Source organism: Flavobacterium soli DSM 19725 (assembly GCF_000422705.1).
GTDB classification, from domain to species: domain Bacteria; phylum Bacteroidota; class Bacteroidia; order Flavobacteriales; family Flavobacteriaceae; genus Flavobacterium; species Flavobacterium soli.
The window spans coordinates 1-24,042 of sequence record NZ_AUGO01000014.1 but is presented as its reverse complement, the minus strand read 5'-3'; the positions used below and the strand labels follow the sequence as shown (position 1 = coordinate 24,042).

General features: G+C 34.4%; 25 protein-coding genes. 13 read left to right on the top strand and 12 right to left on the bottom strand.

Annotation, left to right across the window (positions count from 1 at the left end):
• The first annotated feature begins 49 nt into the window (after positions 1–49).
• The 4 genes from G508_RS0114145 (at position 50) to G508_RS0114125 (ending at position 6,971) form a co-directional block, all read left to right on the top strand.
• Entirely contained in the window at positions 50–1,924 is a 1,875-nt protein-coding gene (locus G508_RS0114145) for a BamA/TamA family outer membrane protein (RefSeq protein WP_026705939.1), read from the top strand.
• A 124-nt stretch (positions 1,925–2,048) separates the two neighbouring features.
• Positions 2,049–2,504: a hypothetical protein gene (locus tag G508_RS19065; RefSeq protein ID WP_035694883.1), complete on the top strand. Its 456-nt coding sequence runs from the start codon at positions 2,049–2,051 to the stop codon at positions 2,502–2,504.
• A gap of 120 nt (positions 2,505–2,624) precedes the next feature.
• On the top strand, positions 2,625–5,129 hold the full coding sequence (locus G508_RS0114135; RefSeq protein WP_026705938.1) for a PIG-L family deacetylase: 2,505 nt from the start codon (positions 2,625–2,627) through the stop codon (positions 5,127–5,129).
• Between the two features lie 117 nt (positions 5,130–5,246).
• A complete protein-coding gene (locus G508_RS0114125) occupies positions 5,247–6,971 on the top strand; it encodes a sodium:solute symporter (protein WP_026705937.1) in 1,725 nt (574 codons plus the stop codon).
• 49 nt (positions 6,972–7,020) lie between these two features.
• Here the strand turns inward: G508_RS0114125 and G508_RS0114120 are convergent, their stop codons facing one another.
• The gene (locus G508_RS0114120; protein WP_026705936.1) at positions 7,021–7,866 is read right to left on the bottom strand and encodes a DUF2911 domain-containing protein; all 846 of its coding nucleotides are present in this window, start codon (positions 7,864–7,866) and stop codon (positions 7,021–7,023) included.
• Positions 7,867–8,013: 147 nt separating this feature from the next.
• Here G508_RS0114120 and G508_RS0114115 point away from each other — a divergent pair, with 147 nt between their 5' ends.
• The 3 genes from G508_RS0114115 to G508_RS0114105 are packed head-to-tail and all read left to right on the top strand — an operon-like array spanning position 8,014 to position 10,497.
• Positions 8,014–8,481, top strand: a complete 468-nt coding sequence (locus tag G508_RS0114115) for an SRPBCC family protein (protein WP_026705935.1) — start codon at positions 8,014–8,016, stop codon at positions 8,479–8,481.
• A gap of 3 nt (positions 8,482–8,484) precedes the next feature.
• The gene (locus G508_RS0114110; protein WP_026705934.1) at positions 8,485–9,183 is read left to right on the top strand and encodes an SDR family NAD(P)-dependent oxidoreductase; all 699 of its coding nucleotides are present in this window, start codon (positions 8,485–8,487) and stop codon (positions 9,181–9,183) included.
• A gap of 27 nt (positions 9,184–9,210) precedes the next feature.
• Positions 9,211–10,497, top strand: coding sequence for a cryptochrome/photolyase family protein (locus tag G508_RS0114105; protein WP_026705933.1), 1,287 nt, complete (start codon positions 9,211–9,213; stop codon positions 10,495–10,497).
• 170 nt (positions 10,498–10,667) lie between these two features.
• Here G508_RS0114105 and G508_RS0114100 read toward each other — a convergent pair whose 3' ends face one another.
• Together G508_RS0114100 and G508_RS0114095 are read right to left on the bottom strand one after the other, a co-directional pair.
• Entirely contained in the window at positions 10,668–11,327 is a 660-nt protein-coding gene (locus G508_RS0114100; RefSeq protein ID WP_026705932.1) for an HAD family hydrolase, read from the bottom strand.
• 1 nt (position 11,328) lies between these two features.
• On the bottom strand, positions 11,329–11,994 hold the full coding sequence (locus G508_RS0114095) for an HAD family hydrolase (protein ID WP_026705931.1): 666 nt from the start codon (positions 11,992–11,994) through the stop codon (positions 11,329–11,331).
• A gap of 293 nt (positions 11,995–12,287) precedes the next feature.
• Here G508_RS0114095 and G508_RS0114085 point away from each other — a divergent pair, with 293 nt between their 5' ends.
• Genes G508_RS0114085 through G508_RS0114070 form a run of 4 tightly spaced genes read left to right on the top strand, consistent with a single transcriptional unit; the run spans position 12,288 to position 14,969 of the window.
• The gene (locus G508_RS0114085; protein ID WP_026705930.1) at positions 12,288–12,830 is read left to right on the top strand and encodes an RNA polymerase sigma factor; all 543 of its coding nucleotides are present in this window, start codon (positions 12,288–12,290) and stop codon (positions 12,828–12,830) included.
• 31 nt (positions 12,831–12,861) lie between these two features.
• Positions 12,862–13,278: a hypothetical protein gene (locus tag G508_RS0114080; RefSeq protein ID WP_026705929.1), complete on the top strand. Its 417-nt coding sequence runs from the start codon at positions 12,862–12,864 to the stop codon at positions 13,276–13,278.
• Complete coding sequence (locus tag G508_RS0114075; protein ID WP_026705928.1) at positions 13,268–13,714, top strand: hypothetical protein; 447 nt, start codon at positions 13,268–13,270, stop codon at positions 13,712–13,714. The genes G508_RS0114080 and G508_RS0114075 overlap by 11 nt, the downstream gene beginning before the upstream one ends.
• Before the next feature lie 55 nt (positions 13,715–13,769).
• Positions 13,770–14,969, top strand: a complete 1,200-nt coding sequence (locus G508_RS0114070; protein ID WP_026705927.1) for an LETM1-related biofilm-associated protein — start codon at positions 13,770–13,772, stop codon at positions 14,967–14,969.
• Between the two features lie 46 nt (positions 14,970–15,015).
• On the opposite strand, the gene can is transcribed toward G508_RS0114070, so the two are convergent.
• The 4 genes from can to G508_RS0114050 all read right to left on the bottom strand — a co-directional run bounded on the left by can (position 15,016) and on the right by G508_RS0114050 (position 18,522).
• Positions 15,016–15,651 carry a carbonate dehydratase gene (gene can / locus G508_RS0114065; protein WP_026705926.1) on the bottom strand — a complete coding sequence of 212 codons (636 nt, stop codon included), beginning with the start codon at positions 15,649–15,651 and terminating at the stop codon, positions 15,016–15,018.
• A 35-nt stretch (positions 15,652–15,686) separates the two neighbouring features.
• The gene (locus G508_RS19060) at positions 15,687–17,543 is read right to left on the bottom strand and encodes a SulP family inorganic anion transporter (protein ID WP_051197657.1); all 1,857 of its coding nucleotides are present in this window, start codon (positions 17,541–17,543) and stop codon (positions 15,687–15,689) included.
• A 90-nt stretch (positions 17,544–17,633) separates the two neighbouring features.
• Positions 17,634–17,888, bottom strand: a complete 255-nt coding sequence (locus tag G508_RS0114055) for a hypothetical protein (RefSeq protein WP_157486036.1) — start codon at positions 17,886–17,888, stop codon at positions 17,634–17,636.
• A gap of 154 nt (positions 17,889–18,042) precedes the next feature.
• Complete coding sequence (locus tag G508_RS0114050; RefSeq protein WP_026705924.1) at positions 18,043–18,522, bottom strand: Dps family protein; 480 nt, start codon at positions 18,520–18,522, stop codon at positions 18,043–18,045.
• 106 nt (positions 18,523–18,628) lie between these two features.
• Between G508_RS0114050 and G508_RS0114045 the strand changes: the two genes are divergently transcribed.
• Entirely contained in the window at positions 18,629–19,570 is a 942-nt protein-coding gene (locus tag G508_RS0114045; RefSeq protein WP_026705923.1) for a LysR substrate-binding domain-containing protein, read from the top strand.
• Positions 19,571–19,600: 30 nt separating this feature from the next.
• On the opposite strand, the gene G508_RS0114040 is transcribed toward G508_RS0114045, so the two are convergent.
• The 4 genes from G508_RS0114040 to G508_RS19055 all read right to left on the bottom strand — a co-directional run bounded on the left by G508_RS0114040 (position 19,601) and on the right by G508_RS19055 (position 21,646).
• Complete coding sequence (locus tag G508_RS0114040) at positions 19,601–19,798, bottom strand: hypothetical protein (protein ID WP_026705922.1); 198 nt, start codon at positions 19,796–19,798, stop codon at positions 19,601–19,603.
• A gap of 103 nt (positions 19,799–19,901) precedes the next feature.
• Positions 19,902–20,564, bottom strand: a complete 663-nt coding sequence (gene mnmD / locus G508_RS0114035) for a tRNA (5-methylaminomethyl-2-thiouridine)(34)-methyltransferase MnmD (RefSeq protein ID WP_026705921.1) — start codon at positions 20,562–20,564, stop codon at positions 19,902–19,904.
• 9 nt (positions 20,565–20,573) lie between these two features.
• A complete protein-coding gene (locus G508_RS0114030) occupies positions 20,574–21,023 on the bottom strand; it encodes a hypothetical protein (protein ID WP_051197655.1) in 450 nt (149 codons plus the stop codon).
• Positions 21,023–21,646, bottom strand: a complete 624-nt coding sequence (locus G508_RS19055) for a DUF4920 domain-containing protein (RefSeq protein WP_026705919.1) — start codon at positions 21,644–21,646, stop codon at positions 21,023–21,025. Before G508_RS19055 ends, G508_RS0114030 begins: the two co-directional genes overlap by 1 nt.
• Before the next feature lie 293 nt (positions 21,647–21,939).
• Between G508_RS19055 and G508_RS0114020 the strand changes: the two genes are divergently transcribed.
• Positions 21,940–23,007 carry a branched-chain amino acid aminotransferase gene (locus G508_RS0114020; protein WP_026705918.1) on the top strand — a complete coding sequence of 356 codons (1,068 nt, stop codon included), beginning with the start codon at positions 21,940–21,942 and terminating at the stop codon, positions 23,005–23,007.
• A gap of 36 nt (positions 23,008–23,043) precedes the next feature.
• Here the strand turns inward: G508_RS0114020 and G508_RS0114015 are convergent, their stop codons facing one another.
• Entirely contained in the window at positions 23,044–23,427 is a 384-nt protein-coding gene (locus G508_RS0114015) for a pyrophosphohydrolase domain-containing protein (protein WP_026705917.1), read from the bottom strand.
• Positions 23,428–24,042: the final 615 nt, after the last annotated feature.

Genomic DNA, 24,042 nt, shown 5'->3' with positions numbered 1-24,042 from the left:
ATTATTTTTGATACATAATGCACTTTTCAACAATTTCTAATTGCTGCTGATGAATTCCAATTATCTTCTGATCTTGTTTTTTAGTATCTGCACCTGCAGCATTGGTTTCTCGCAAGAAAAACCAACTAAGAAAGACTCGACCCAGATGTATAAAAACATCGAGAAATATTCCAAGAAAAGAGGCTTTACAAAAATGCTACACAAGCTTATTTTTGAACCTACGGAAAAGAAAAAAGCAAATCCCATCCGTAAACCCAAAAAAAGAGTTTACAAGAATTATGAAGGAAAGATTGTTAGGAATATTGACATTCAAACACTAGATCCATTTGGTTTTTCGGTTAGCGATACTACAAAAAAAGCACGAAATTGGGCGGAAAGAACGGGTAATCGGATTCACATCAAAACCAGCAAACTTGCGATTAAAAATGTGATCTTAATTCGAAGAAATAAACCTTTGGATTCGCTTTTAGTTCGTGAAAGTGAGCGTTTGATTCGTTCACAACGGTATGTGCGTCAGGTGATCATTTCGGCCGAGCCAGTATCTGCAAACTCAGATTCAGTAGATGTTTTTATTCGGGTTTTAGATTCTTGGAGTTTGATTCCAAAATTTTCGGCTTCCACTTCCAGAACCAGTTTAGAACTCAATGAGCGAAACTTTCTAGGTTCAGGTCATGAGTTCAACAACCGTTTCATGAACCGTATTGACGATGGAAAGAATGCCTACCGAATGAGTTATCGCGTTCCTAATATCATGAACACGTTTATCCAAACGACAGTGTTCTATGAAAAAAATCTTGAAGACAATTATCGTAAGAGCATCAATGTTGAGCGAACCTTTTTCTCCCCTTTCACTAGATGGGCAGGTGGTGTTTTTGTGGAGGAACTTTTTAGAAGAGACACTTTGGCCAATAGCGAGAATAGTTTTGCTTTCCAGAATTTCAAATATGAATCGGTAGATGTATGGGGAGGCCACTCTTTTCGTCTTTTTGAAGGGAATACAGAAGATGACCGAACTTCCAACCTGATTTTTGCGGCACGAGCTTTAACGGTAAAGTATAAGGAACGGCCTACAATTGAATATGACAGTATCAGTTTTTATTCGAATGAGCATTTTTTTCTTGGCGGGATTGGTATTTCTTCACGTCAATATGTGGAGGATGAATACCTCTTTAATTATGGAATCATTGAGGATGTACCTGTCGGGAAAGTATATGGCTTGACGGGAGGAGTTCAAAAAAAGAATGGCATTGACAGAATTTATGCCGGAGCTCGGGCTTCGTATGGAAATTATTTCAAATGGGGCTATTTGAGTACGAATTTTGAATATGGAACTTTTTTTAATGGTTCAAAAGCCGAACAAACCGCCTTTACCTTTCAAGCAAATTATTTTACCAATTTGATGAATATTGGCAACCGGTGGAAATTCCGTCAGTTTATAAAACCACAAGTTATTTTAGGCACGAACAGGCTTCCTACTAATGGCGATTACTTGACCATTAACCAAGACACCCATTTTCAGAGTAATTTTGGAGCTGGAAATTTTGGTCGAAATGGGGCTGGAATTCTGGGCTTTAATAGTGCTACTTTTGGAACCAAAAAGGTAGTGCTTTCGCTGCAAACACAGTTTTATTCGCCTTGGGACTTATGGGGTTTCAGGCTCAATCCCTATTTTAATTATACAGGTGCTATTCTTGGAACAGAAAAAAAGGGAATTTCTCAAAGCAAGCTTTTTTCATCCGTTGGTATCGGATTGCTCATTAGCAATGACTTTTTAGTTTTCAATTCCTTCCAATTGTCGTTATCCTACTACCCTAGTATTCCTGGACAAGGAACGAATATCATCAATACCAATTCATTCCAGAGTGAAGATTTTGGCTTTCAGGATTTTGAACTTGGAAAACCACGAACAATCATTTATAAATAAACTCCAGTAACTATCAAGATTTCCACCTATTTACTTACTGGCATACTTATTGGCTTCCCACATATAATATATTAGTTTAAAAATTAATATAATTTAAAATTATCAATCCTAAATTTTTACAACTATGAAAACATTACAATTAATTACAGTCGGAATTACTTTGTTTATTACAAGTTTTGCGGAAGCCCAGATAAACGTAAACGTAAATATTGGAACTCCACCAGCTTGGGGACCTGCTGGTTACAACGATGTCAATTATTATTATCTGCCCGATGTGGAAGCCTATTATGATATTAGAGCATCACGCTTTATCTACTATGGAAATGGAAAATGGGTTAGAGCTTCACGATTGCCTTATCGATACCGAACCTATGATTTGTATAGTGGTTATAAAGTTGTGATAACGGATTATAATGGTCCAAATCCCTATATTCATCATAAAAAACACAAAGTAAAATACTATAAAGGATATAGAGGTGGTCCACAAAAAACCATCGGAATAAAACCTGTAAAGAAACACAAGGAAATCCACGGAAAGAAAAAAGGTAAAAAACACCATCCTAAAAAAGAAAAGCATTAAAATGATAAAGACCCTATTTGGGTCTTTTTTTTATCTCTCCTTGTTAAAGAAATCTAAATCCTAAATCTACTTTTATATAATTAGTATATTTGAAGCCATTGCAAAATTAAACCCTCATCCATGCACAAGCTTTCGATTTTATTTCTTATAAATTTTCTTTTTTGCTTCCAAAACAGCAATGCTCAACAGCCTAAAAAACCAAATGCAGTTGAAATTTACCATCAAATTCAAAAACTAAATTTTCTTGGTTCTGTCCTTTATATTGCAGCCCATCCAGATGACGAAAACACCCGACTTATTTCCTATATGGCCAATAGCCAAAAGGCGAGAACAGGTTATTTATCATTAACCAGAGGTGATGGCGGGCAAAATTTAATTGGTACCGAATTGCGAGAACTTCTAGGGGTTATTAGAACCCAAGAGTTAATTGAAGCCCGAAAAATTGATGGAGGCGAACAGTTTTTTTCGCGTGCAAATGATTTTGGCTACTCAAAAGTGCCGAATGAAACCCTAAAAGTTTGGAACAAGGACCAGGTTTTGAGTGATATGGTCTATGTTATTAGAAAGTTCCAACCGGATGTTATCATCAACCGTTTTGATCATCGTTCACCAGGAACAACTCATGGCCATCACACTTCCTCGGCAATGCTTTCGCAAGAAGCCTTTGAAATTACAAATGATAAAAATTTCTATCCGAGTCAATTAGATTTGGTTACTACTTGGCAACCAAAACGCTTGCTTTTCAATACTTCGTGGTGGTTTTATGGTGGAAAAGATAAATTTGACAAGGCAGACAAATCGGCTTTAATCAATTTGCCAACAGGAGTTTATTATGAATCTTTGGGAAAATCCAATCAGGAAATTGCCGCTCTAAGCCGAAGCCGTCATCAATCGCAAGGTTTTGGAAGTACGGGAAGCCGTGGAGATGATTTAGAATATTTGGAATTAATCAAAGGAAATGCTCCAAAAGAAAAAAATAATCTTTTTGAAGGAATCGACACGTCTTGGAACCGAATCAAAGGCGGAAATGCCATTGGGACCGTTTTGCAAAATGTAGAAAAAAACTTCGATTTTAAAAATCCTTCCGCTAGCATTTCTGAATTGGTAAAAGCCTATTCGATGATTCTGAAACTTGAAGATGAACATTGGAAAGCCGTTAAATCGAGGGAAATCAAGGAAATCATTGCCGCATGTGCAGGTCTTTATTTAGAGGCTGTCGCCGAAAATCAAGAGGCAACTCCAGGAAGTTTGATGAAATTGAGAATTGAAGCCATCAACCGAAGTGCTGTCAAAATTGATTTGGCATCTATCAAGATTCTTCCTGAAGGAAAAGATTTTTTACAAAATAAAGCTTTGCTCAAGAATGTTGATGAAAATATTGAGCTTGACATCAGGATTCCAGAAAACATTGCTTTTACAGAACCTTATTGGCTTAAAAAAGAAGGAACGGTTGGAATGTATCGTGTGGATGAACAACAAAATATAGGGATTCCGGATATTATTAGAGAAGTAAAAACTGAATTTATCATTAGCATCGACGGAGTTTTGATTCCGTATGAACGTTTCGTTGTCTATAAATATAATGATGAGGTGAAAGGCGAAGTCTATAAACCTTTCGACATTGTGCCAGATGTTACCACTACTTTTTTAGACAAGGTAAAAATTTTCAACAACCAGAAACACAAGACCGTTAGTGTGAAAATAAAAGCTGGTAGAAATGATATCAAAGGAAATTTACATCTAGAATTGCCATCGGGTTGGAAAGCCACTCCAACGGAAATTCCGTTTGAAATTGCTCGAAAAGGTGCTGAACAAACAGTTACTTTCGAAATCACTCCTCCAGCAAATGCTAGTGAGATCGAAGCTAAAGCAATCGCTATAATTGACGGCAAAACATTTGATAAAGAACAAATTGTTATCAACTACGAACACATCTCCAATCAGCAAGTTTTGAAAACTTCTGTGGCAAAATTCATAAAGCTCGATATCAAAACTGGAAGCGAAAAAATCGCCTATATCATGGGTGCGGGAGACGAAGTTCCAGAATATTTGATGCAAATGGGGTATGAAGTGACAATTATAAAACCATCTGAAATTGAAAAAGAAAAACTACAACAATTTGATGTTGTAATGGTTGGAATTCGCGCCTATAATACCATTGATGAGCTGGAATTCAAGCAATCTACTTTATTTGATTTTGTAAAAGAAGGAAAAACGATGATCGTGCAATACAACACAAGTGGAAAATTTGTAACAAAAGAATTAGCACCTTTCGCACTTAAGATTTCAAGAGACCGTGTAACGGAAGAAGATGCTGAAGTCCGTTTTTTGCAACCTAATCATCACGTGCTGAATACTCCAAACAAAATCACTGCAACTGATTTTACAGGTTGGGTTCAAGAGCAAGGCTTGTATTATCCAGATCAATGGGATAAAGCCTTCACTCCTATTTTATCTTCTAATGATACGGGAGAAAATCCAAAAAACGGAGCACTATTAGTCGCTAATTATGGAAAAGGATATTATATTTACACAGGTTTAAGTTTCTTTAGAGAATTACCATCGGGTGTTTCGGGAGCTTACAGGTTGTTGGCGAATATGATTTCGATTCAATCAAAAAAATAACAATTTATGGAAGATAAAAAAATTAAAGCTTGGAAAAAAAACTACACATTGGTGCTTGTCGCCAATGCAGTTTATATTTTGATTTTTTATGTCCTAATGCAATACTTTTCATAGCCAATGCAGCAATTAGACTGGACTATTTTGATCCTCACACTTTTGTTTATCGTTTTTTATGGTGTTTGGAAAACCAAAGGAAGTAAAAACGTAAACGACTATATATTAGGCAACAACGAAACACCTTGGTACACCGTTGGAATTTCGGTAATGGCGACTCAGGCCAGTGCCATTACGTTTCTTTCAACACCAGGGCAAGCTTTTAACGACGGAATGGGATTCGTGCAGTTTTATTTCGGTTTGCCAATTGCAATGGTTATCATTTGCTATACTTTTATTCCCATCTATCATAAATTAAAGGTGTATACCGCTTATGAATACCTCGAACAACGTTTCGATTTAAAGACACGTTCACTTGCAGCACTGTTATTTTTGTTCCAAAGAGGTTTGGGGACGGGGTTGACGATTTATGCTCCAGCAATTATTTTATCGTCTATTTTAGGTTGGGATCTGACCCAAATGAACATCGCCATCGGAACATTGGTCATCATCTATACTTTCACAGGAGGAACGAAGGCTGTGAATGTGACCCAAAAGCAGCAAATGTTCATCATCATGTCGGGAATGTTTATTGCCTTTTATCTAATCATCAGCTATTTGCCAGAAGAAGTTACCTTTTCGAATGCTTTGCAAATTGCTGGTGCAAATGACAAAATGAACATCATCGATTTCTCGATCAATCCTGAAAGTCGTTATACCTTTTGGAGCGGAATTACAGGTGGTCTATTCTTAGCCCTTTCCTATTTTGGAACCGATCAATCTCAAGTGCAACGCTATTTGTCGGGGAAATCTATCCGCGAAAGCCAGATGGGACTTGTATTCAATGGGTTGATGAAAGTACCGATGCAATTTTTCATTCTCTTGACAGGTGTCATGGTTTATGTTTTTTTTCAATTTCAAACACTTCCAATCAACTTCAATCCAAACAGCAAAAAAACGATAGAAACCTCCATTTATGCAGCTGAATATAAAAGTTTAGAAGAAAAATTGATTGTTGTTTCAGAAGAAAAAAAGCAAGTTACATTAGATTATGCCAATCAATTGAATATTGATAGGGAAAATCAAGTGTTGAAATCCAGAATTATGGCTTTGGCCGAAAAAGAAAAAGGCATTCGCGATGAAGCAAAAGTATTGATTGGAAAAGCAGATAAGAAAGACAAAACCAGTGATGCCGATTATGTTTTTATACACTTCATTATCAATTATTTGCCAAGAGGTTTTATCGGATTATTGTTGGCTGTAATTTTATGTGCTGCAATGTCCTCAACCGCTTCGGGCTTGAGTTCATTGGCTTCCACAACTGTAATTGATATTTATAAACGAAATGTAAAAGGCGAAAAATCAGAGAAACATTTTGTGAATGCTTCAAAATTATTCACTTTGGCTTGGGGAATTATCGCTATTCTTTTCGCTTGTATCGGAACGTTGTTCGAAAATCTAATTCAACTTGTCAACATCATCGGATCGATTTTCTACGGAACCGTCCTCGGAATATTTTTGGTTGGGTTTTATATCAAATATGTAAAGGCTCAAGCTATTTTCTGGGGAGCTGTAGTGAGCCAAATCACGATATTTTTCATTTATTATTATGCCATTCACATCTATCCAAGTGGCGATGAAAAGCTGGGTTATTTATGGCTAAACTTCATTGGAGCCATATTAACTATTGTATTATCAGTACTGTTCCAGTATATACTTCCGAAAAAAGAAACTGAAATTTTAGCATAAAAAAACACCGACTTGATTGTCGGTGTTTTAGTTGTATAAAAAGAGTAATTTATTTTTTACTCCATTCAGCAATGCTGTCTTTGTTCATTTTAACATAGTCATTGTTTTTTGCCTCTTCGGCAGCAGCCAATGAAGCTTTTGCAGTTTCAATAGCACCTTTTTTATCACCTAATTTTGCTTGAATTAAAGACTTTTGTCTCAATTGCCAAAATGGTTTATCCGTGCTCATTTCTAATGCCTTGTTTACATATTCCAACGCTTTATTCATATCGCCGTTAGATTGAAAGAAGTAGGTTCCTGCTGCATAATAATCGTCTTTTGAAGGACCATTCAAGGCTTTGTCAATACTTGCCATTGCCGTCTTATGAGTTGGAACTTCAAATTTAACTGCTATTAAAGTTTTTTCCCAAGAAATTTCCAAATGTGCAAAATTGTTATCCAAATTATTTACAGCAATTGTAAACGTTTCAACTTTTCTGCCTAAAGTTTCCGGTTTTACGCTAGTTTTCAAAGCCACTTTCGATTCGTCCCAGTTTTCTGGAGTTCCCCAATTTTGAGTATCAGTGTAGAAGAAAACTTCCCAACTATCTGCTTTTGGAGTAGTAAAAATGGCATATTTTCCTTTTTTCAACGTTTTTCCGTCAATGACAACATCATCACTGAAAGTAACCATTGAGTTCTGGTTTGCTCCAGTTCTCCATAGTTTCCCAAAAGTAACAAGATCACCAAAAATCGTTCTCCCTTTTGCACTTGGTCTGCTGTATTCAAGGGTAACTTCTGATAAACCAACGGTTTGATTTACTGTTGCTTTTGGACTCGCTTGAGGCGTTTTTACCTGTGAAATCGCAGGAAGACTTACTAAAAATAGTGCTGTAGCTACAAGTATTTTTTTCATTTTAAAGTGTTTTTTTAAAGTTTAATGCCTCAAAGATAGTATTTCGAAACAGCTTTAAATGTTAAAAATAGCTTAAAGTCAAAACATATTGTTTAACGATTATTGAAATAGATTAAACAATTTGTACTTTTACAAAAACAATTAGAAATGAAACTTTATACTCTTACTTCAAAGCAGAATTTACCTATTTCATTGGACCAAGCTTGGGAATTTTTATCGAGTCCCAAAAATTTAAAGACCATTACTCCTAGTTATATGAGTTTTGATATTCTTTCAGGTGCCGATCGACCGATGTTTCCTGGACAAATCATACAATATATTGTCACTCCTGTTTTAGGAATCAAAACCAAATGGGTAACGGAAATTACTCACGTTGAACACAAAAAATATTTTGTTGACGAACAACGCTTCGGGCCCTATGCTTTGTGGCATCACAAACATTTCTTGAAAGAAATTCCAGGTGGTGTAGAAATGGAAGACATCATCGATTATAAGCTACCGATGGGAATTTTGGGTCAAATGGTACATCCGTTTATCGTACAACCAAAACTGAAAGAAATTTTTGAATACAGACGAAAGAAATTAATTGAATTGTTCGGAGAATTTAAAGGATAAAACATGAAAAATATACTTTTAATTGGCGGTTCCTACGGAATCGGATTTGAAATAGCAAAACTTATTGAAAAGGATAATAATGTCTTCATTGCGTCAAGAACTTCAGAAAACATTGAGAATTTAAACGTTACCCACATTCCTTATGATGCTGCAACTGATGTCTTGGATGTTTCCAAATTACCTGAAATTATCGATGGCTTGATTTACTGTCCAGGAAGTATTAACCTTCGTCCGTTTAAAGGATTAAAAATTGAGACTTTCGAAGACGATTTGCAAATCAATTTTATCAGTTTGGTAAAAGTAATACAGACCGTTTTGCCAAAACTTATAGCCTCACAACAATCCAGTATCGTGTTATTTAGCAGTGTTGCAGTTTCAATGGGAATGCCATTTCACACCAGTGTTGCAGCTGCAAAAGGAGCGATTGAGGGATTTGCAAAAGCTTTAGCTGCTGAATATGCTCCAAAAATTCGAGTGAATGTCATTGCACCTTCCCTGACCAACACACCACTGGCCGACAAATTTTTAAACAACGAAACCAAACAACAAAAATCTGCTGAAAGACATCCTTTAAAACGAATTGGACAACCCGATGACATTGCACAAATGGCTCATTTCCTGATAAGCAATCAGTCTTCTTGGGTTTCTGGACAGGTATTTCATGTTGATGGCGGAATGTCTACTTTATTGGTTAATGGTTAAATTTGTGATACTGCTTAAAATAAAAAAATGAATATATTCTGGTTTAGACGTGATTTGAGAATTGAGGACAACAAGGGTTTCTTTGAAGCTTTGAATGCTGGAAAAGAAGTGTTGCCCATTTTTATTTTTGATACCACTATTTTGGACGAACTTCCAAAAGATGATGCAAGGGTAAATTTCATCAGCGATTTATTGGTCAAAATGAATGAAAATCTTAAAATCGAAGGAAAATCACTTGCCGTATTTCATGGAAAACCATTTGAAGTTTTTGAAAAATTAGCCCAAGAAAACCAGATTGAAGAAGTGTTCACCAATCACGATTATGAACCCTATGCTCGAAAACGCGATCTAGAACTATTTCAAATTTTCAAAAAAAATAAAATTGGTTTCAAAACGTTCAAGGATCAGGTTATTTTTGAAAAAAGTGAGGTAGTCAAGGATGATAATTCACCTTATGTAGTATTTACACCTTACTCTAAAAAATGGAAGCAAAACTTCAATAAAGAACATTTAAAAAATTATAATTCAGAACGTTTACTTCAGAATATTACATCTCACTCCTACCCTTTTCTTAATCTAAAAGATATTGGTTTTGAAGCTTCAAAAATTAAGGTTACACCTTACAATGTCACCTCAGAATTAATTTCAAATTACGAAGAAACCCGAAATTTTCCAGCCTTGAACAAGACTTCAATGTTGGGAACTCATCTTCGTTTTGGAGCTGTCAGCATTCGTAAAATAGTTCAAAAAGCACTTGCTTCAAAAAATGAAACATTCTTGAATGAGTTAATTTGGAGGGAGTTTTTTATGCAAATCCTGTGGCATTTTCCGCATACGATAAACAAAAGTTTCAGGGAAAAATATGACGCAATTGTTTGGGACAACAATGAAGAAAACTTCCAAAAATGGTGTGATGGAAAAACAGGCTATCCGTTTGTTGATGCCGGAATGCGAGAATTGAATGCAACAGGACACATGCACAATCGTGTTAGGATGATTGTCGCTAGTTTTTTATGTAAACATTTATTGATCGATTGGCGTTGGGGTGAAACTTATTTTGCCACTAAGCTTTTAGATTATGAACAATCTAGCAATGTTGGAAACTGGCAATGGGCTGCTGGTTCAGGAGTTGATGCCGCACCCTATTTCAGAATTTTTAATCCTACGGAACAAGTCAAAAAGTTTGATAAGGATTTGAAATACATCAAAAAATGGATTCCAGAACTTGAAACACTCCATTATCCACAGCCCATTGTGGATCATAAAGAAGCTCGTGAAAAATGTTTGAGGGTTTATAAAGAAGCGGTTGGTTGATTTTATAAGCTCAATGTTTTTTTAGATTCCAACTTCCCCTCCTCTGGAGTGGTGCCTGTAAGGCGGGGTGGCTAATTAAGTAATATATTTCCGATCATTTACAGCTTTTAAAAAACCACCCCGCCCTTCGGGCACCCCTCCAAAGGAGGGGAAAACTAAACTAGAAAAAATTATAAATTTATATATTGGATTTTCTCAAAATTCAGCGTTCTATAATCATAAATAATTATATCAGCTAACGATTGATCCTGAGTGTCCACATCCTCGCTTTTGTAGGCAACACAAAAAATTCCTGCCGCTTTTGCTGCTTTGATTCCGTTGGTACTGTCTTCTATGATGATACATTGTTCAATTGGGGCTTTTGAATAGGAAGCTGCTTTTAAAAAAATGGCGGGATTAGGTTTGGATTCAGGAAAATCATTTCCGCTGACTTTGTGCGTGAAATAAGGGTTGAGATCAAAACGCTCAAAAACAGCGTCAATAATTTCCATTTCGGAAGATGAAGCTACGATTAATTGGACTCCGTTTCGATGCAAATCGATAATTAAATCTTTTACACCTGGCATGAGATGTATATCTTCTTTTTGACCAAAAGCTTCAATAAAGAGTTTGTTTTTAACCGCAATTAAATCGGGAATTTCATGATCGAGTTGAAATCTGTCTTTCAACTTTTGGTAGATCATTTTGTTTGAATTGCCTGTAAATGTGGCAAATATTTCATTTGTCACTTCAATATTTAGTTCTTTAAACTGGATTTGGCTGACTTCATGGTGCAATGGTTCGCTGTTGACCAAGACACCGTCCATATCGAAAATTACGGTCTTTACCATTTTAGATTGCAGATTTGAGATTTGAGATTTTTTTGGCTGATAATTCGTTGAAATGATTGATGATCAAATTGGCTTTGGATAAATCTTGTCCTTTTGAATGTTTGCTGTTATAGCCAATGCAAAAAATCCCAGCTGAAACTGCTGCTTGAATTCCGTTGCCAGAATCTTCAATGACGATACACTGGTTTTTTGGAGCTATAGAAAGTGAAGCGGCATGTTCAAAAATGGCAGGATGCGGTTTTGACTTTGGAAAATCTTCTCCACTAACGATATCAGAAAAATATTGATGCAAGTGAAAACGCTTGAAAACACGTTCGATTGTTTCTTTTGAAGCCGAAGAAGCTACAATCAACTGAAAACCATTTTGATGCAATTCCTTGATTAAATCCTCGACACCTTCGAGCAAATGCAAATCTTCCTTAGTATCGAAAGCCTCATTAAAAATATTTCGTTTGGTTTGCACCAAAGTTTGAACATCGTGATCTAAATTATGGATTTCGATGATTCTCTGGTAGGTATTTTTGGTGGAAAATCCGGTGAAACTTGCATAGAGTTCGTCGGAGATTTCAATATTGAGTTGCTTAAAATGTTGCTGATAGGCATAATAGTGAACGGGTTCTGTATCGACTATCACACCATCCATGTCGAAAATTACTGTTTTTATCATTGTTGTGTGGTTGTTGTATCGTGTAAAATTAACATTTATTGTTGAAACTTTCAGCAGATGTTGTCGTGTTTTAAGGAAAGTTTACAAAAACACAACACCGTTTCCTTCTAGCCCCGATGGTGCCATTGTTTGAGCTCTTGCAACTGCCGTGAGAGCTGTTGCAAAGCGAGTGGCTCCAGCGGGAACATGGATTTCAAATACAAGACCGAGTTTCGCTCCCGAAGCTTCGGGATAAAATTTAAAGTAGATTAAACCTTTTGGCTTATCTTTAGTCCAATTGAAAACTATTTCTTTTGGAGGACGAGAAGGATTTTATAAAGGCTTTGCTGGACCCGAAGACGCAAAATGTTGCGTTTGAACGGCTATTGGCTGCTTTTCAAAAGCCGTTGTATGCCCATATCCGGAATATTGTTTTGAACCATGATGATGCTGATGATGTGTTGCAAAATACGTTTGTGAAGGTGTATCAGAATTTAAAGAATTTTAAGGGCGAAAGTAAATTGTTTTCGTGGATGTACCGAATTGCAACAAACGAATCGATCACTTTTATCAATGCAAAGGCCAAAAGAAACGGGCAAACGAGTGAGGCTTTCCAGCAGAAACAGGTTGAAAATTTGAGAGCTGATGACTATTTTGACGGTGATGCGGTTCAATTGAAATTGCAAAAGGCGATTGTGGAACTTCCTGAAAAGCAACAACTTGTTTTCAAGATGAAATATTTTCAGGAGATGAAATACGAAGAAATTTCGGAAATTCTGGGAACTTCGGTTGGTGGATTGAAGGCTTCGTACTTTCACGCGGTGAAAAAAATTGAGGATTTTATGAAAAAGGATTAAACCTTTGCTACTAATATATGTCATAATGAATATGAAAGATTTTAATTTAGATAATGAACCGAAAATAGGCACTGGATTTAAAACTCCTGAAGGTTATTTTGATGCTTTCCAGCAAAAAATGATGGAGAATTTGCCTGTTGAGGAACCGAAAGTAATTTCGCTTTTTGAACGGAATAGAAAATGGGTCTTGAGTGCTGCTGCGGTTTTGATTGTGGTTTTGACAATTCCGACTTTCTATAATTCGGCTTCAAATGAAGATGAAATTGATGTTGCTTCGATGGAAAATTATCTTGCCTATCAATCGAATATTTCTCAATATGATTTGATCAATTTGCTTGACAATGAAGATATTCAAAGCTTGGATGTTGATTTTGCCTTGGAAGATCAAACGATCGAAGATATTTTGACGACAAACACTAATCTTGAAAACTACCTTTATGAAAATTAATAAAATTATATTCGTTTTAATGCTTTTGCTTTCGGTTTCTTTTTATGGTCAAAACCCTAAAAAAGAAAAAGTGAAAGCACTGAAAGTTGCATATCTAACCAATAATTTGTCGCTTACTGCTACTGAGGCTGAAAAATTTTGGCCGATTTATAATGCTTATGATGAAAAGCAATTTGAATTGCGTCATGAAAAAATGAAGATGCTAAAAGAGCGATTGGATGATGAAGCTGTTGATAATCTTAGTGATAAGCAAGCCTTAGCCATGATCAACCAGATTGAAAGTGTGGAAGATGACTTGTATCAGAATAGGAAAAAATTCATGACGAGTTTGAAAGCTGTCTTGAGTCCAGTGAAAATCTTGAAATTGAAAAAAGCCGAAGACGATTTTAATAAATCTTTGTTGCGACAATATAAAAACAAAGGGAAAAGAGATTGATTTTGTTGCAAATTTGACAAAAAAAGAGATAGCTTTGCAACAAAAATAAAGCGAAATGATTAATGCTTCGGCAAACGGCTGGATTGATAAATTCTTTGCAGAGCAAAAACCGGTTTTGCTTCCTGTTGTTGGTTATTCTGATTTATTTTATAAAAAAATTCGAGAAACAGGCTTCGTTTATGGCCATATCGTTTCTTTTGATACTTTACTTCCCATAAATACTAAAGGCTGGACATCTGAAGAGATTTCCAAAGTGGCTTTACTTAATACTTTGTATAGTGTTTTCGGGATGGTTACTCACGAAAGCGATCCTAAAATTTTTATTGAAAAAGCGGTTTCTTTTTACAAAGAAATGCATCCTGAAGGTTTTAATTTGCTAAAAAAAATGCTTCCGGGAAGTTCGCTTTCACAGGAACTTGAGAAAATGATTGGCGAGCGAGTACAGACAAACGACAACATCATTAGCAAAAACTTCTCCCATATCCTCACGAATGCTTTGCTGTTTGAAGATGTATTGGCATTTAGACAATACCTGATCAATGGAGCTATTCCGCATAATTATTTGAAGAAGCTTGAGGAAACGATTGTGAGTATTGTTTCATTGGCTCTTAAAACTAAAAACAATCCATCAAAATATGACGAATTATTGACAAAGCTTTTTGAGGCTTCGGTTCGTTTTACTAAGTTTTCTAAAATAAATGTTGAAAATCTAGAAGCTTTGGAACTGGATTTTTTTAGTCATGATTTAGAAAAATATTATCTGATTGACATGGCTGGAATGGCTTTATGGAATGATGAAAACATGGAAAAAGAGGAAGCTTCTTTTTTGTACCAATTGGCTGAATTAATGCATGTTTCAAAGGATTTTGTTGCCGAAAGTATCACTACTACTGATCACTTTATACAAAAGCATAAAAAAGAAATTCCTTATTTTAATTATTCCAATCCTGTGAAACATTTTTATGATCAAGCTACCCAAACGGTTGTGGTTTTGATTACAAGAAATAAAAACAGATTGTTGAAAGAGATTTCCCAGAGTGGAGAATTGATGGTTTTATTGGCACATTCGGCTAAAAGGGATTTGGACGAAAAAGAAAAGAAAAAGGTGAAGAAACAACTGTTGGAAATTTGCAAGACCATTCCGTCTTTAACGATCTTCCTTTTGCCTGGTGGAAGTTTGCTGTTGCCGATTTTGATAAAATTTATTCCAAAAATGTTGCCATCGGCTTTTAATGAGAATTTGGATTCAGAATAAAAAAAAATCCACTCAAAAGTGGATTTTTAATTTTCTATTTGAAGATTTAAAACTGTAATTGGTAAACGGTATCCAAATCCTTGTTTGAAGAAAGATTTACTTGCAAATCTTTTACAATACCTGAATTCAAGCCATACACCCAACCGTGAAGGTTTAAGTCTTGTCCGCTTCTCCAAGCTCCTTGAACAATAGAGGTTTTAGCTAAGTCTAATACTTGCTCTTTTACATTTAATTCTACAAAAGCATCAAATCTCTCTTTTTCATCAATGATAGAATCCAAATATGTTTTGTGGTGACGGTAACCATCCTTGATATGACGGATCCAGTTGTCGATCAAGCCGATAGAATCATTGCCCATTGCTGCTTTTACTCCACCACATCCATAATGTCCACAAACGATAACGTGCTGTACTTTTAAAACATTCACGGCATAATCCAAAACGCTTAGCATGTTCATATCTGAATGAACCACCATATTAGCGATATTTCTATGCACGAAAACCTCGCCAGGCTGTGCTCCAATTACTTCGTTAGCAGGAACTCGACTGTCCGAACATCCAATCCACAATAATGGTGGAGATTGTCCGTGTGACAGTTTTTCAAAATATTGTGGGTCTTGATTGATTTTCGTTTCAACCCATTTTTTATTTCCTTCAATTATTTTTTTATAAAAATCACTCATTATTTAAATTTTAAAATTGTAAATATTACTATAACTTATTTTTCTTCTGTTTTTCTTTTTTCTTCAAGTATCGCAATACATTGATTATAATCCAGTTTTGCTTGTTTTCTCAACTGGGCTTCTTCGTAGCTTTCAAAAAAGACATGATTGCTTTCGTCATTGATATCATCAAGCTCATAGACTTTCTTGAAGCCTTTCAGTTTCACCTTGATGTTTTCCTCAACTGCTCTAATGGTTGCAAATTCTTGGATTAAATCCAAAACATCATGTGCGATATAAACCGTATCAGAAGCATTGATTACCACACGTGAATTTTCTGGAATTTGAGACAAGGTAGTCTTAATTGCAGCTTTGTTTAGGAATGAAACTTCCTGAGCAAGATCGATTCGGATGACGTCTCCGTCCTCAAATTTTTCTTTTCTGAAACGATAGGCTCTTTTCAGGTTTCCTCTGAGTATGAACATAATACTGATGATGATACCCAATGCAACTCCTTTTAGCAAATCGGTAAAAACTACAGCAATTGTTGTTGCAAAAAACGGAAAGTATAGGTATTGATTTCGGGTTATCATCTTTCTAAATTCAATAACTCTTGTGAACTTATAAATACAATAAGCCAAGATTGCCATGGAAATAACTGCACAGGCAATTACTGCAATACCTGCTGTATGGGTTACATCATAAGCAATTTTTATCGCGACTAGAGCGATAATCAAAAAGTTGACTTCCTTTGGCATGTAGGAAGCAAAGTGCTTGATATTGGGAACAGCCAGTTTATAACCTACCATTAAAAGCACAGCTGCCAAAGTTGCCAATGGAATCTTATTCAATAGAAAAGGTATGGCCAAAACACTAATTAGCAATAAAACACCATGAATAATGGCCGACATTTTTGATTTTGCTCCTGCATTGTTATTGGCAGAAGTTCGAACTACAACTGAAGTCATTGGCAAACCTCCAAGAAGAGCACTCAGCATATTTCCAATTCCTTGTGCTTTCAATTCAACATTCGTATCCGTATATCTTTTTTGAACATCCATTCTATCGGCAGCTTCAATACATAAAAGGGTTTCTATTGAGGCCACGATTGCAATTGTAGCACCAACAATCCACACTTTTGTATTCAAAAAACCATTAAAATCAGGTAAAACAACAATATTTTTAAAGTCTTCGAAACTCGTTGGAACCGGTAATGAAACCAAATGTTCTTTTGAAATTGCCAATGAACTTCCTGTGGCAGTGAAAAATTCGTTTAGAAGAATTCCTACTACAACCGCAACCAAAGCACCAGGAACTAGTTTCAATCTTTTTAGAAAGCCAACTTTATCCCATGAAATCAAAATAGCTAATGAAACTATTGTAATTAAAACAGAGCCTAACTGAATATAATCCAAAGCACCAATTATGGAAGAAAAAGTATTTCCGCCATCACTTTGAAGAAAACTTTCATCTCCCTCAAAATCAGAATCATAACCTACAGCATGCGGAATCTGTTTCAGAATAATGATAACTCCAATACCTGCCAACATTCCTTCAATTACGTTTGTTGGAAAATAATTTGATATGCTTCCTGCCCTAGCAAATCCTAGAATTAACTGAATAATACCTGCAATTAAAACAGCTGTTAAAAAGATATTGAAAGCTCCTAAATCGGTAATTGCTGTTAATACAATTGCCGTTAAACCTGCAGCAGGTCCTGAAACACTCAAATGAGACTTGCTCAAATATCCTACTACAATACCTCCCACAACACCTGCAATAATTCCAGATAAAGGAGGTGCACCAGAAGCTAAAGCAATTCCTAAACACAGCGGAAGCGCCACCAAAAAAACCACTAAACCAGATGCAAAATCGGATTTGAGGTTGGCAAAAAGATTGATTTTTTTTGTCATAATACCTAACTAAAATTGAATACATTAAATATAACCCTACTGAATAGCAGAGTTCTAGACCCAATAAATAAATTGAATCTGAAAAATGTATTAAACGTTAGGTGGTGGAGAAAAAATTGAGGCCGATATATTATCGTGTTTCAATAAATTTTCGGAGATAATAATACTTGAAGTAAGTTTAGTTGTTCTAAAGAAATGTACTGTCATATATTTTATTTCTGCAGTAACTTCTTTCAACTCTTTATGAACTAGCTCTTCCTCGGACATACTGTAAAAAATGCTTGTATCACAGTTTTGCTTTATCAACCCCACAATTGTTGGAGTCGATAAAAAGGTGATAAACATTATTAATACAAGTTTAACCGCTAATTTCATAAAGGCAAAAATAGTTGTAAAGAGATCTAATTAAAAAATAAAAGTAATTATTTAATTAAAATTTAACAACAAAAAAAACCAGAATTACAGATGTAATTCTGGTTCAATAAGATATGTAGTTACATTACAAGCTTTCCTCAAGCCAAGCTCTCATCATCCAAATGGTTTTTTCCTGTTCGGCAATGAAATCACTCATCATAGAGTTGGTTCCTTCATCATTAATTTCATCTGATTTATTTAGGATTTCTCTTTCAATTTTCAATAAGTCTGATAATGAATTTACAATCAAATGAACGGCTTTTTCATCATTAGAAATACCTTTTCCAACCGTTAATTTATTGTGCTTGATATAATCTTCAAAAGTATGCAAAGGCGTTCCTCCTATCGTTAATACCCTTTCGGCAATCAGATCAATTTTTAATTGAGCATCGTTATACAGTTCTTCAAACTTTACATGAAGGTCAAAAAAACGTTTCCCTCTGATGTTCCAGTGAATTCCTCTTAAGTTTTGATAATATACTTGAAAATTGGATAATAGTGTATTCAAATCGGTCACAATCAATTCTGACTCCTTTACGGGAAGTCCTAAGATGTTAGTTTTCATAAAATTATTTTTTGAGTTTTATTTAGTATAAAGTTACTTAAAAATAACTGTCTTGACTATAATAAAAACTTATTGTTTTCTTAAATTTGCATCAAATATCTATATAATGACAATCACACAATTGCAATATGTTTTGGCTGTAGCCGAACACAAGAATTTTACATTGGCTGCCGAAAAATGCTTTGTGACACAGCCCACTCTGAGTATGCAAATACAAAAAATTGAAGAAGAGCTGAGTATTCAAATTTTTGACAGAACCAAAAAACCGATTCAGCTGACTGATATTGGACAGAAGATTGTCAATCAAGCAAAAAATATTGTTATTGAAGCTGATAGAATCAAAGATATTGTAGAACAACAGAAAGGTTTTATTGGTGGAGAATTCCGATTAGGCATCATTCCTACCATCATGCCAACGCTTTTGCCGATGTTCCTGAATAATTTCATCAAAAAATATCCAAAAGTAAAACTGATCATTGAGGAATTGAATACGGATGAAATCATTTTGAAACTAAAAAATGGACATCTTGATGCTGCAATAGCTGCAACTCCTTTGATGGAAGAAAAATTAAAAGAAATTGTGTTGTATTTTGAACCCTTTGTTGCCTATATTCCTGAACACCACAGGATGGCTCAAAAGGAAGAGATACAAATTTCTGATTTGAATATTGAGGAGATTTTATTACTTCAAGATGGACATTGCTTTCGTGATGGAATCCTGAATCTATGTAAAACCAATGGCGTTAGTACAGGAAATTCATTTAGATTAGAGAGTGGTAGTTTTGAAACGCTTATTAAATTAGCGGATGAAGGCTTAGGAACAACTTTATTGCCTTATCTTCATACATTGGACCTGAATGAAAAAAATAAAAGCAAATTACATCATTTTGTAGAACCAAAACCTGCAAGAGAAGTAAGTCTCATTTTTCCAAAAACAGAATTGAAAATTCATATAATTGATGCTTTGAGAACCACCATTTCCGGGGTTGTAAAAGGGGCAATTGTTTTCCAGAACGTTCAAATAATTAGTCCATTAAGTAAAAAATAAAAAAAGGAGCCGTTTAAGCTCCTTTTAGTTTTATTTGTTTAATAGTAATTGGCAATGTTGCAATTCTGGTTTTTCTTTTGTGTATTGAAACAGCCAATCGGTTAACTGTTCGATTTCATAAGGCAATAGTATTTTTAATGCTTTTTCTACTTCCTTACAAAAAAGTAATGGATCAAAACTTACTCTTTCAAGTATGCTTTTAGTGTAACTAAACATAGTCTTTTTCATAAAATGAATTTAACCTATTTTGTATTTGTTTTTTCAAATTTAATCAAAAAATCAATCCGCACGAAAACGTTTTAGTTAATAAAAACTATTTTTTATGTTAAAATTATTTTTTGTAGGCTCTAAACATTTCCCGTTTGCCTGGAGGACCTTCCAATTTTTCTACAGAAAATCCAACTTCTAGCATACTTCGTTTTACACTTCCTCTAGCTGCATAGGTCACAAGATAACTATCGTTTTTCAAGGCTTCATACATCTTTCGGAAGATTTCTGTACTCCACAATTCAGGTTGAACCCTGTATCCAAAAGCATCAAAATAAATTAAATCAAACTCCTGATTATCAGCGATTTCATTAAAATATATTTTTCTTTTTTTTAACAGAAATTTTTCTGAAATTTTAACATTTGCATTCCACTCTGCCTGATGCATTTTTTGGAAAATAGCAGCATCTTTTTTAGCGTCAAGTTCAGAAATATAATTCATTTGAGCAACTTCTTCAAACGAAACAGGATAGGCTTCTACTCCAACATAATAAATCGATTGATTGAATTTTAGAGCTTCTAAATAGGTTATAAAAGCATTTAAACCAGTTCCAAAACCTATCTCTAAAATAGAAACGGACTTCCCTTCAAATAAGGAAAGTCCGTTTTTTATAAATACATGTTTTGCTTCTTGAATTGCACCGTGTTTAGAATGATAATTCTCATTCCACTCCGGCAAATGGATTGTTGTAGAACCATCCGAAGTTTGAATAATTTCTCTTTTCATTTGTTTCAATTATTCAATATATAACTTTTTAATTTTAGGGATAGGCCCGCCACATTTTACTTGATGACACTTTAAACAAGCATCAACACCATCATTAAAATGTTGTTTGGCATTTTTAGGGTCTTCATAAATAAGCCGTTGGGCTTTAATAAAATTTGCTGCTTGTTCTTTAAAAAAAGCGTCATTTTCTTTATCGTCTGTCATTACTGCTTCATGAATTTTCAGAAAATGATTGGGAAATTCACCAATGGTGTCACCTTTTTTAATTCTTTCTTTTAAACGTTCATTGTCGACATACATCTGCTCCATCAAGAGTGACATTTCAGACATTTCATACATTTCAAATTTTTTATCGTTGGTTTTTTCAGAAGCTTTTTCGCTAGAAATCTCCGTTTGTTCAACTTTCTGATTACATGAAATGGAGGCAAGAATGATAATGAATGTTACTATTTTTTTCATTATTTTTCAATTAAAACGCCATCTGCTTGGAAAGCATAGGTAATTTTTGGTTCCGTTATTTTTGCTATTTCAGCATCAGATTTACCTCCATCTTTAGCATAATGCTTTAGTTCATCAACTGTTATAACATCAAGATAAGCTCTTCCACTAACAACTGCATTCGAATTATCGGCATTTAATGGAACAAAGAAACCATAATCTTTAAAACGTACAAAAGATTCGTTTTCGTTTGTCAAATCCATTGACATCCAACAGCCTTTTTTCTTGCAAACTTCTTTTATTTTTGACTTGAATTGTACAGCAACTGTATCGCCTTTCTTCAAAGACTTATATTTTTTTAACATCTGTTCTTTAGTTAAAGCTTTATCAGCTGTGAATTTACCTCCAAATGAAGCATATTGAACTTTGGATTCTTTAGTTTCAACCTTAACCTCTTCTATTTCTTCTTTTGAAAGTACATCTGTTTCTTCAATGTCTTCTTTTTCAACTGCTAAAGTATCTGTTGGAATTATAGTATCAGTTGGGATTTCGGTTTTTGTTTCATCAATTTCTACTTCTTCAGATGCTTTCTTACAACTGCTAATCAATGCTAATGAACAAACTAAGACAATTATTTTTTTCATTTTCGTATATTTTAAATTTCAATTTGTAACCCTACAAAAATAAGAGTTTATTGGAACTTTAGACCATTCTATTACTAAATTTCAATTATTCTTATTGTATTTATATTTTTTTAAGTGGTATATAATCAATTTAGAAAAAAGCATTAAAATATTTACCTGCAGATCCTAAATCATCTCAAATTTTATTAATTTAGCAAAAACTAATAAAACTATCTTTAATTTTTAAATTTAATTCATAAACAACTAAATACCATGAATTTATGAATAAATTTTATTTAAAAACACCAAAATAAATGAGTTCAAAAACCACTCACGAAATCGATATAGTAAAGGTTCCTGCTTCAAAAATTGACACAGTCGATTTTGACAACCTAACATTTGGTACCACTTTTACAGATCATATGTTTGTATGCGATTTTAGAGAAGGAAAATGGCAAAAAGCGGAGATAAAGCCTTATGCACCATTTCTACTAGATCCATCAGCTAAAGTATTTCATTATGGTCAAGCAATCTTTGAAGGGATGAAAGCTTATAAAGATGATCTAGATGATGTTTGGCTTTTTAGACCAGATCAAAACTTTGAACGCTTTAATAAGTCTGCCAAAAGGATGGCAATGCCCGAAGTTGATGAGGAAATTTTCATGAGCGGCTTACATCAACTAATTGATTTAGAGCGAGAATGGGTAAAAAAAGGATTAGGTAATACATTGTATATAAGACCTTTCATGATTGCTATTGGTTCGGGTGTTATTGCTGCACCATCAACTCAATACCGATTTATGATTATACTTTCACCAGCAAAGTCTTATTACTCAGGAGAAGTAAAAGTGATTATTGCCGAACATTATAGTCGTGCTGCAAATGGAGGAATTGGAGCTGCAAAAGCTGCAGGAAACTATTCTGCCCAATTTTATCCTACAAAATTAGCAAATGAGAGAGGATTCCAGCAAATTATCTGGACAGATGATGCAACTCACTCAAAATTAGAGGAAGCTGGAACAATGAATGTATTTTTTAGAATTAATGATACTTTATATACAGCACCAACTAGTGAAAGAATATTAGATGGCGTTACCCGAAAAAGTTTAATTGACATTGCAAAAAGAGATGGGATTGAAGTAGATATTCGTCCTGTTCTTGTAGAAGAAATTATCGAAGCAGCTAAGAATGGAAGTTTAAAAGAAATTTTTGGAGCTGGTACTGCCGCAGTTGTGAATCCTATCGTTGGATTTTCATATCAGGAAATTTATTATGAATTGCCAAAACTTGAAAATTCAATAGCTTTGCAATTAAAAGATAAGCTTACTAAAATTCAATACAAACTGTCTGAAGATACTTTTGGCTGGACAGTTAAAATATAATCGAAAAAAGCTCGAAAATAAATTTCGAGCTTTTTTTTATTTTAAGATTTCTGAAAAATTCGGTTTGAAATAGTTTGGGCCTTTCATTACCTTACCGTCTTCTCTGTAAATAGGGTTGCCATCATCTCCAAGTTTACTCATGTTACTTCTTTGAATTTCGTCGAAAACTTCCTCAATCTTATGTTGGAGTCCATGCTCAATAATTGTTCCGCACAAAATGTATAGCATATCTCCCAAAGCGTCAGCAATTTCAATAATGTCATTATTTTGTACAGCCTCTAGATATTCTTCATTCTCTTCTTTCATCAAATTAAATCGCAGAATATTTTTTGATTCTCCTAGATCTGCTGTAGGATTTTCATTGAATCCAATTCTAAACGCTTCATGAAATTCTTTTACTGAATTAAGTTGCTTTTGCATAAATATGTCTTGTTAAATGATATTGCAAAATACTAACTTTTGACAATTTATAGCTATTTTTGTATCAAAATTTATCAAACATGTTTAGCCAAGGTCAATTAGTATTTGCTGGTTTTTTTGTGGTTCTTTTTATAGTTGCTATGATATATTCTTACAGAAAAGATCTTAAACTACATAAAAAATTTTATAAAGGAAGTTATATTATTCTTTTAGGCTTTATTGTATTTATTGGTTTTTTATTCTTAATTAAAGGATATCTAAAGCACTAAAAAAATACTTCAAAATCATTTGTTGTCGATTTGATTTTGACTCATATCAATTTTAGATATTCAATTTCAAAAGAATAGATTTACAAGATTAATAGCTTTCTTTTTTAAACCATTATCATAAGGACAGTCATGCGTTTGCCTCACGTTGCTGGCTGATAGGCAATATTTCTATCCTTTTGTAGAGATTTCCAATAACAAATTTCTGCCATTTAATGTGATTAATGCTTATCTGTTGGAAACCCAATACCTTTTTTTGCTTTTCCCTATATCCAGCATCCCTGCATCAATAAAAACAAAAAACCCCTCATCGAATGATGAGGGGTTTTCAAAAGAAAGGCGACGACAT

What these genes read in the sequence shown, in the direction of transcription:
- G508_RS0114045 (WP_026705923.1), top strand. Translation starts at nt 18,629, where the DNA reads ATGACAATCACACAATTGCAATATGTTTTGGCTGTAGCCGAACACAAG.
- G508_RS0114125 (WP_026705937.1), top strand. Translation starts at nt 5,247, where the DNA reads ATGCAGCAATTAGACTGGACTATTTTGATCCTCACACTTTTGTTTATC.
- mnmD (WP_026705921.1), bottom strand. Translation starts at nt 20,564, where the DNA reads ATGAAAAGAGAAATTATTCAAACTTCGGATGGTTCTACAACAATCCAT.
- G508_RS0114145 (WP_026705939.1), top strand. Translation starts at nt 50, where the DNA reads ATGAATTCCAATTATCTTCTGATCTTGTTTTTTAGTATCTGCACCTGC.
- G508_RS0114120 (WP_026705936.1), bottom strand. Translation starts at nt 7,866, where the DNA reads ATGAAAAAAATACTTGTAGCTACAGCACTATTTTTAGTAAGTCTTCCT.
- G508_RS0114110 (WP_026705934.1), top strand. Translation starts at nt 8,485, where the DNA reads ATGAAAAATATACTTTTAATTGGCGGTTCCTACGGAATCGGATTTGAA.
- G508_RS0114050 (WP_026705924.1), bottom strand. Translation starts at nt 18,522, where the DNA reads ATGAAAACTAACATCTTAGGACTTCCCGTAAAGGAGTCAGAATTGATT.
- G508_RS0114015 (WP_026705917.1), bottom strand. Translation starts at nt 23,427, where the DNA reads ATGCAAAAGCAACTTAATTCAGTAAAAGAATTTCATGAAGCGTTTAGA.
- G508_RS0114040 (WP_026705922.1), bottom strand. Translation starts at nt 19,798, where the DNA reads ATGAAAAAGACTATGTTTAGTTACACTAAAAGCATACTTGAAAGAGTA.
- G508_RS19065 (WP_035694883.1), top strand. Translation starts at nt 2,049, where the DNA reads ATGAAAACATTACAATTAATTACAGTCGGAATTACTTTGTTTATTACA.
- G508_RS0114095 (WP_026705931.1), bottom strand. Translation starts at nt 11,994, where the DNA reads ATGATAAAAACAGTAATTTTCGACATGGATGGTGTGATAGTCGATACA.
- G508_RS0114075 (WP_026705928.1), top strand. Translation starts at nt 13,268, where the DNA reads ATGAAAATTAATAAAATTATATTCGTTTTAATGCTTTTGCTTTCGGTT.
- G508_RS0114020 (WP_026705918.1), top strand. Translation starts at nt 21,940, where the DNA reads ATGAGTTCAAAAACCACTCACGAAATCGATATAGTAAAGGTTCCTGCT.
- G508_RS0114080 (WP_026705929.1), top strand. Translation starts at nt 12,862, where the DNA reads ATGAAAGATTTTAATTTAGATAATGAACCGAAAATAGGCACTGGATTT.
- G508_RS0114030 (WP_051197655.1), bottom strand. Translation starts at nt 21,023, where the DNA reads ATGAAAAAAATAGTAACATTCATTATCATTCTTGCCTCCATTTCATGT.
- G508_RS0114105 (WP_026705933.1), top strand. Translation starts at nt 9,211, where the DNA reads ATGAATATATTCTGGTTTAGACGTGATTTGAGAATTGAGGACAACAAG.
- G508_RS19060 (WP_051197657.1), bottom strand. Translation starts at nt 17,543, where the DNA reads ATGACAAAAAAAATCAATCTTTTTGCCAACCTCAAATCCGATTTTGCA.
- G508_RS0114115 (WP_026705935.1), top strand. Translation starts at nt 8,014, where the DNA reads ATGAAACTTTATACTCTTACTTCAAAGCAGAATTTACCTATTTCATTG.
- G508_RS0114100 (WP_026705932.1), bottom strand. Translation starts at nt 11,327, where the DNA reads ATGGTAAAGACCGTAATTTTCGATATGGACGGTGTCTTGGTCAACAGC.
- can (WP_026705926.1), bottom strand. Translation starts at nt 15,651, where the DNA reads ATGAGTGATTTTTATAAAAAAATAATTGAAGGAAATAAAAAATGGGTT.
- G508_RS19055 (WP_026705919.1), bottom strand. Translation starts at nt 21,646, where the DNA reads ATGAAAAAAATAATTGTCTTAGTTTGTTCATTAGCATTGATTAGCAGT.
- G508_RS0114070 (WP_026705927.1), top strand. Translation starts at nt 13,770, where the DNA reads ATGATTAATGCTTCGGCAAACGGCTGGATTGATAAATTCTTTGCAGAG.
- G508_RS0114055 (WP_157486036.1), bottom strand. Translation starts at nt 17,888, where the DNA reads ATGTTTATCACCTTTTTATCGACTCCAACAATTGTGGGGTTGATAAAG.
- G508_RS0114135 (WP_026705938.1), top strand. Translation starts at nt 2,625, where the DNA reads ATGCACAAGCTTTCGATTTTATTTCTTATAAATTTTCTTTTTTGCTTC.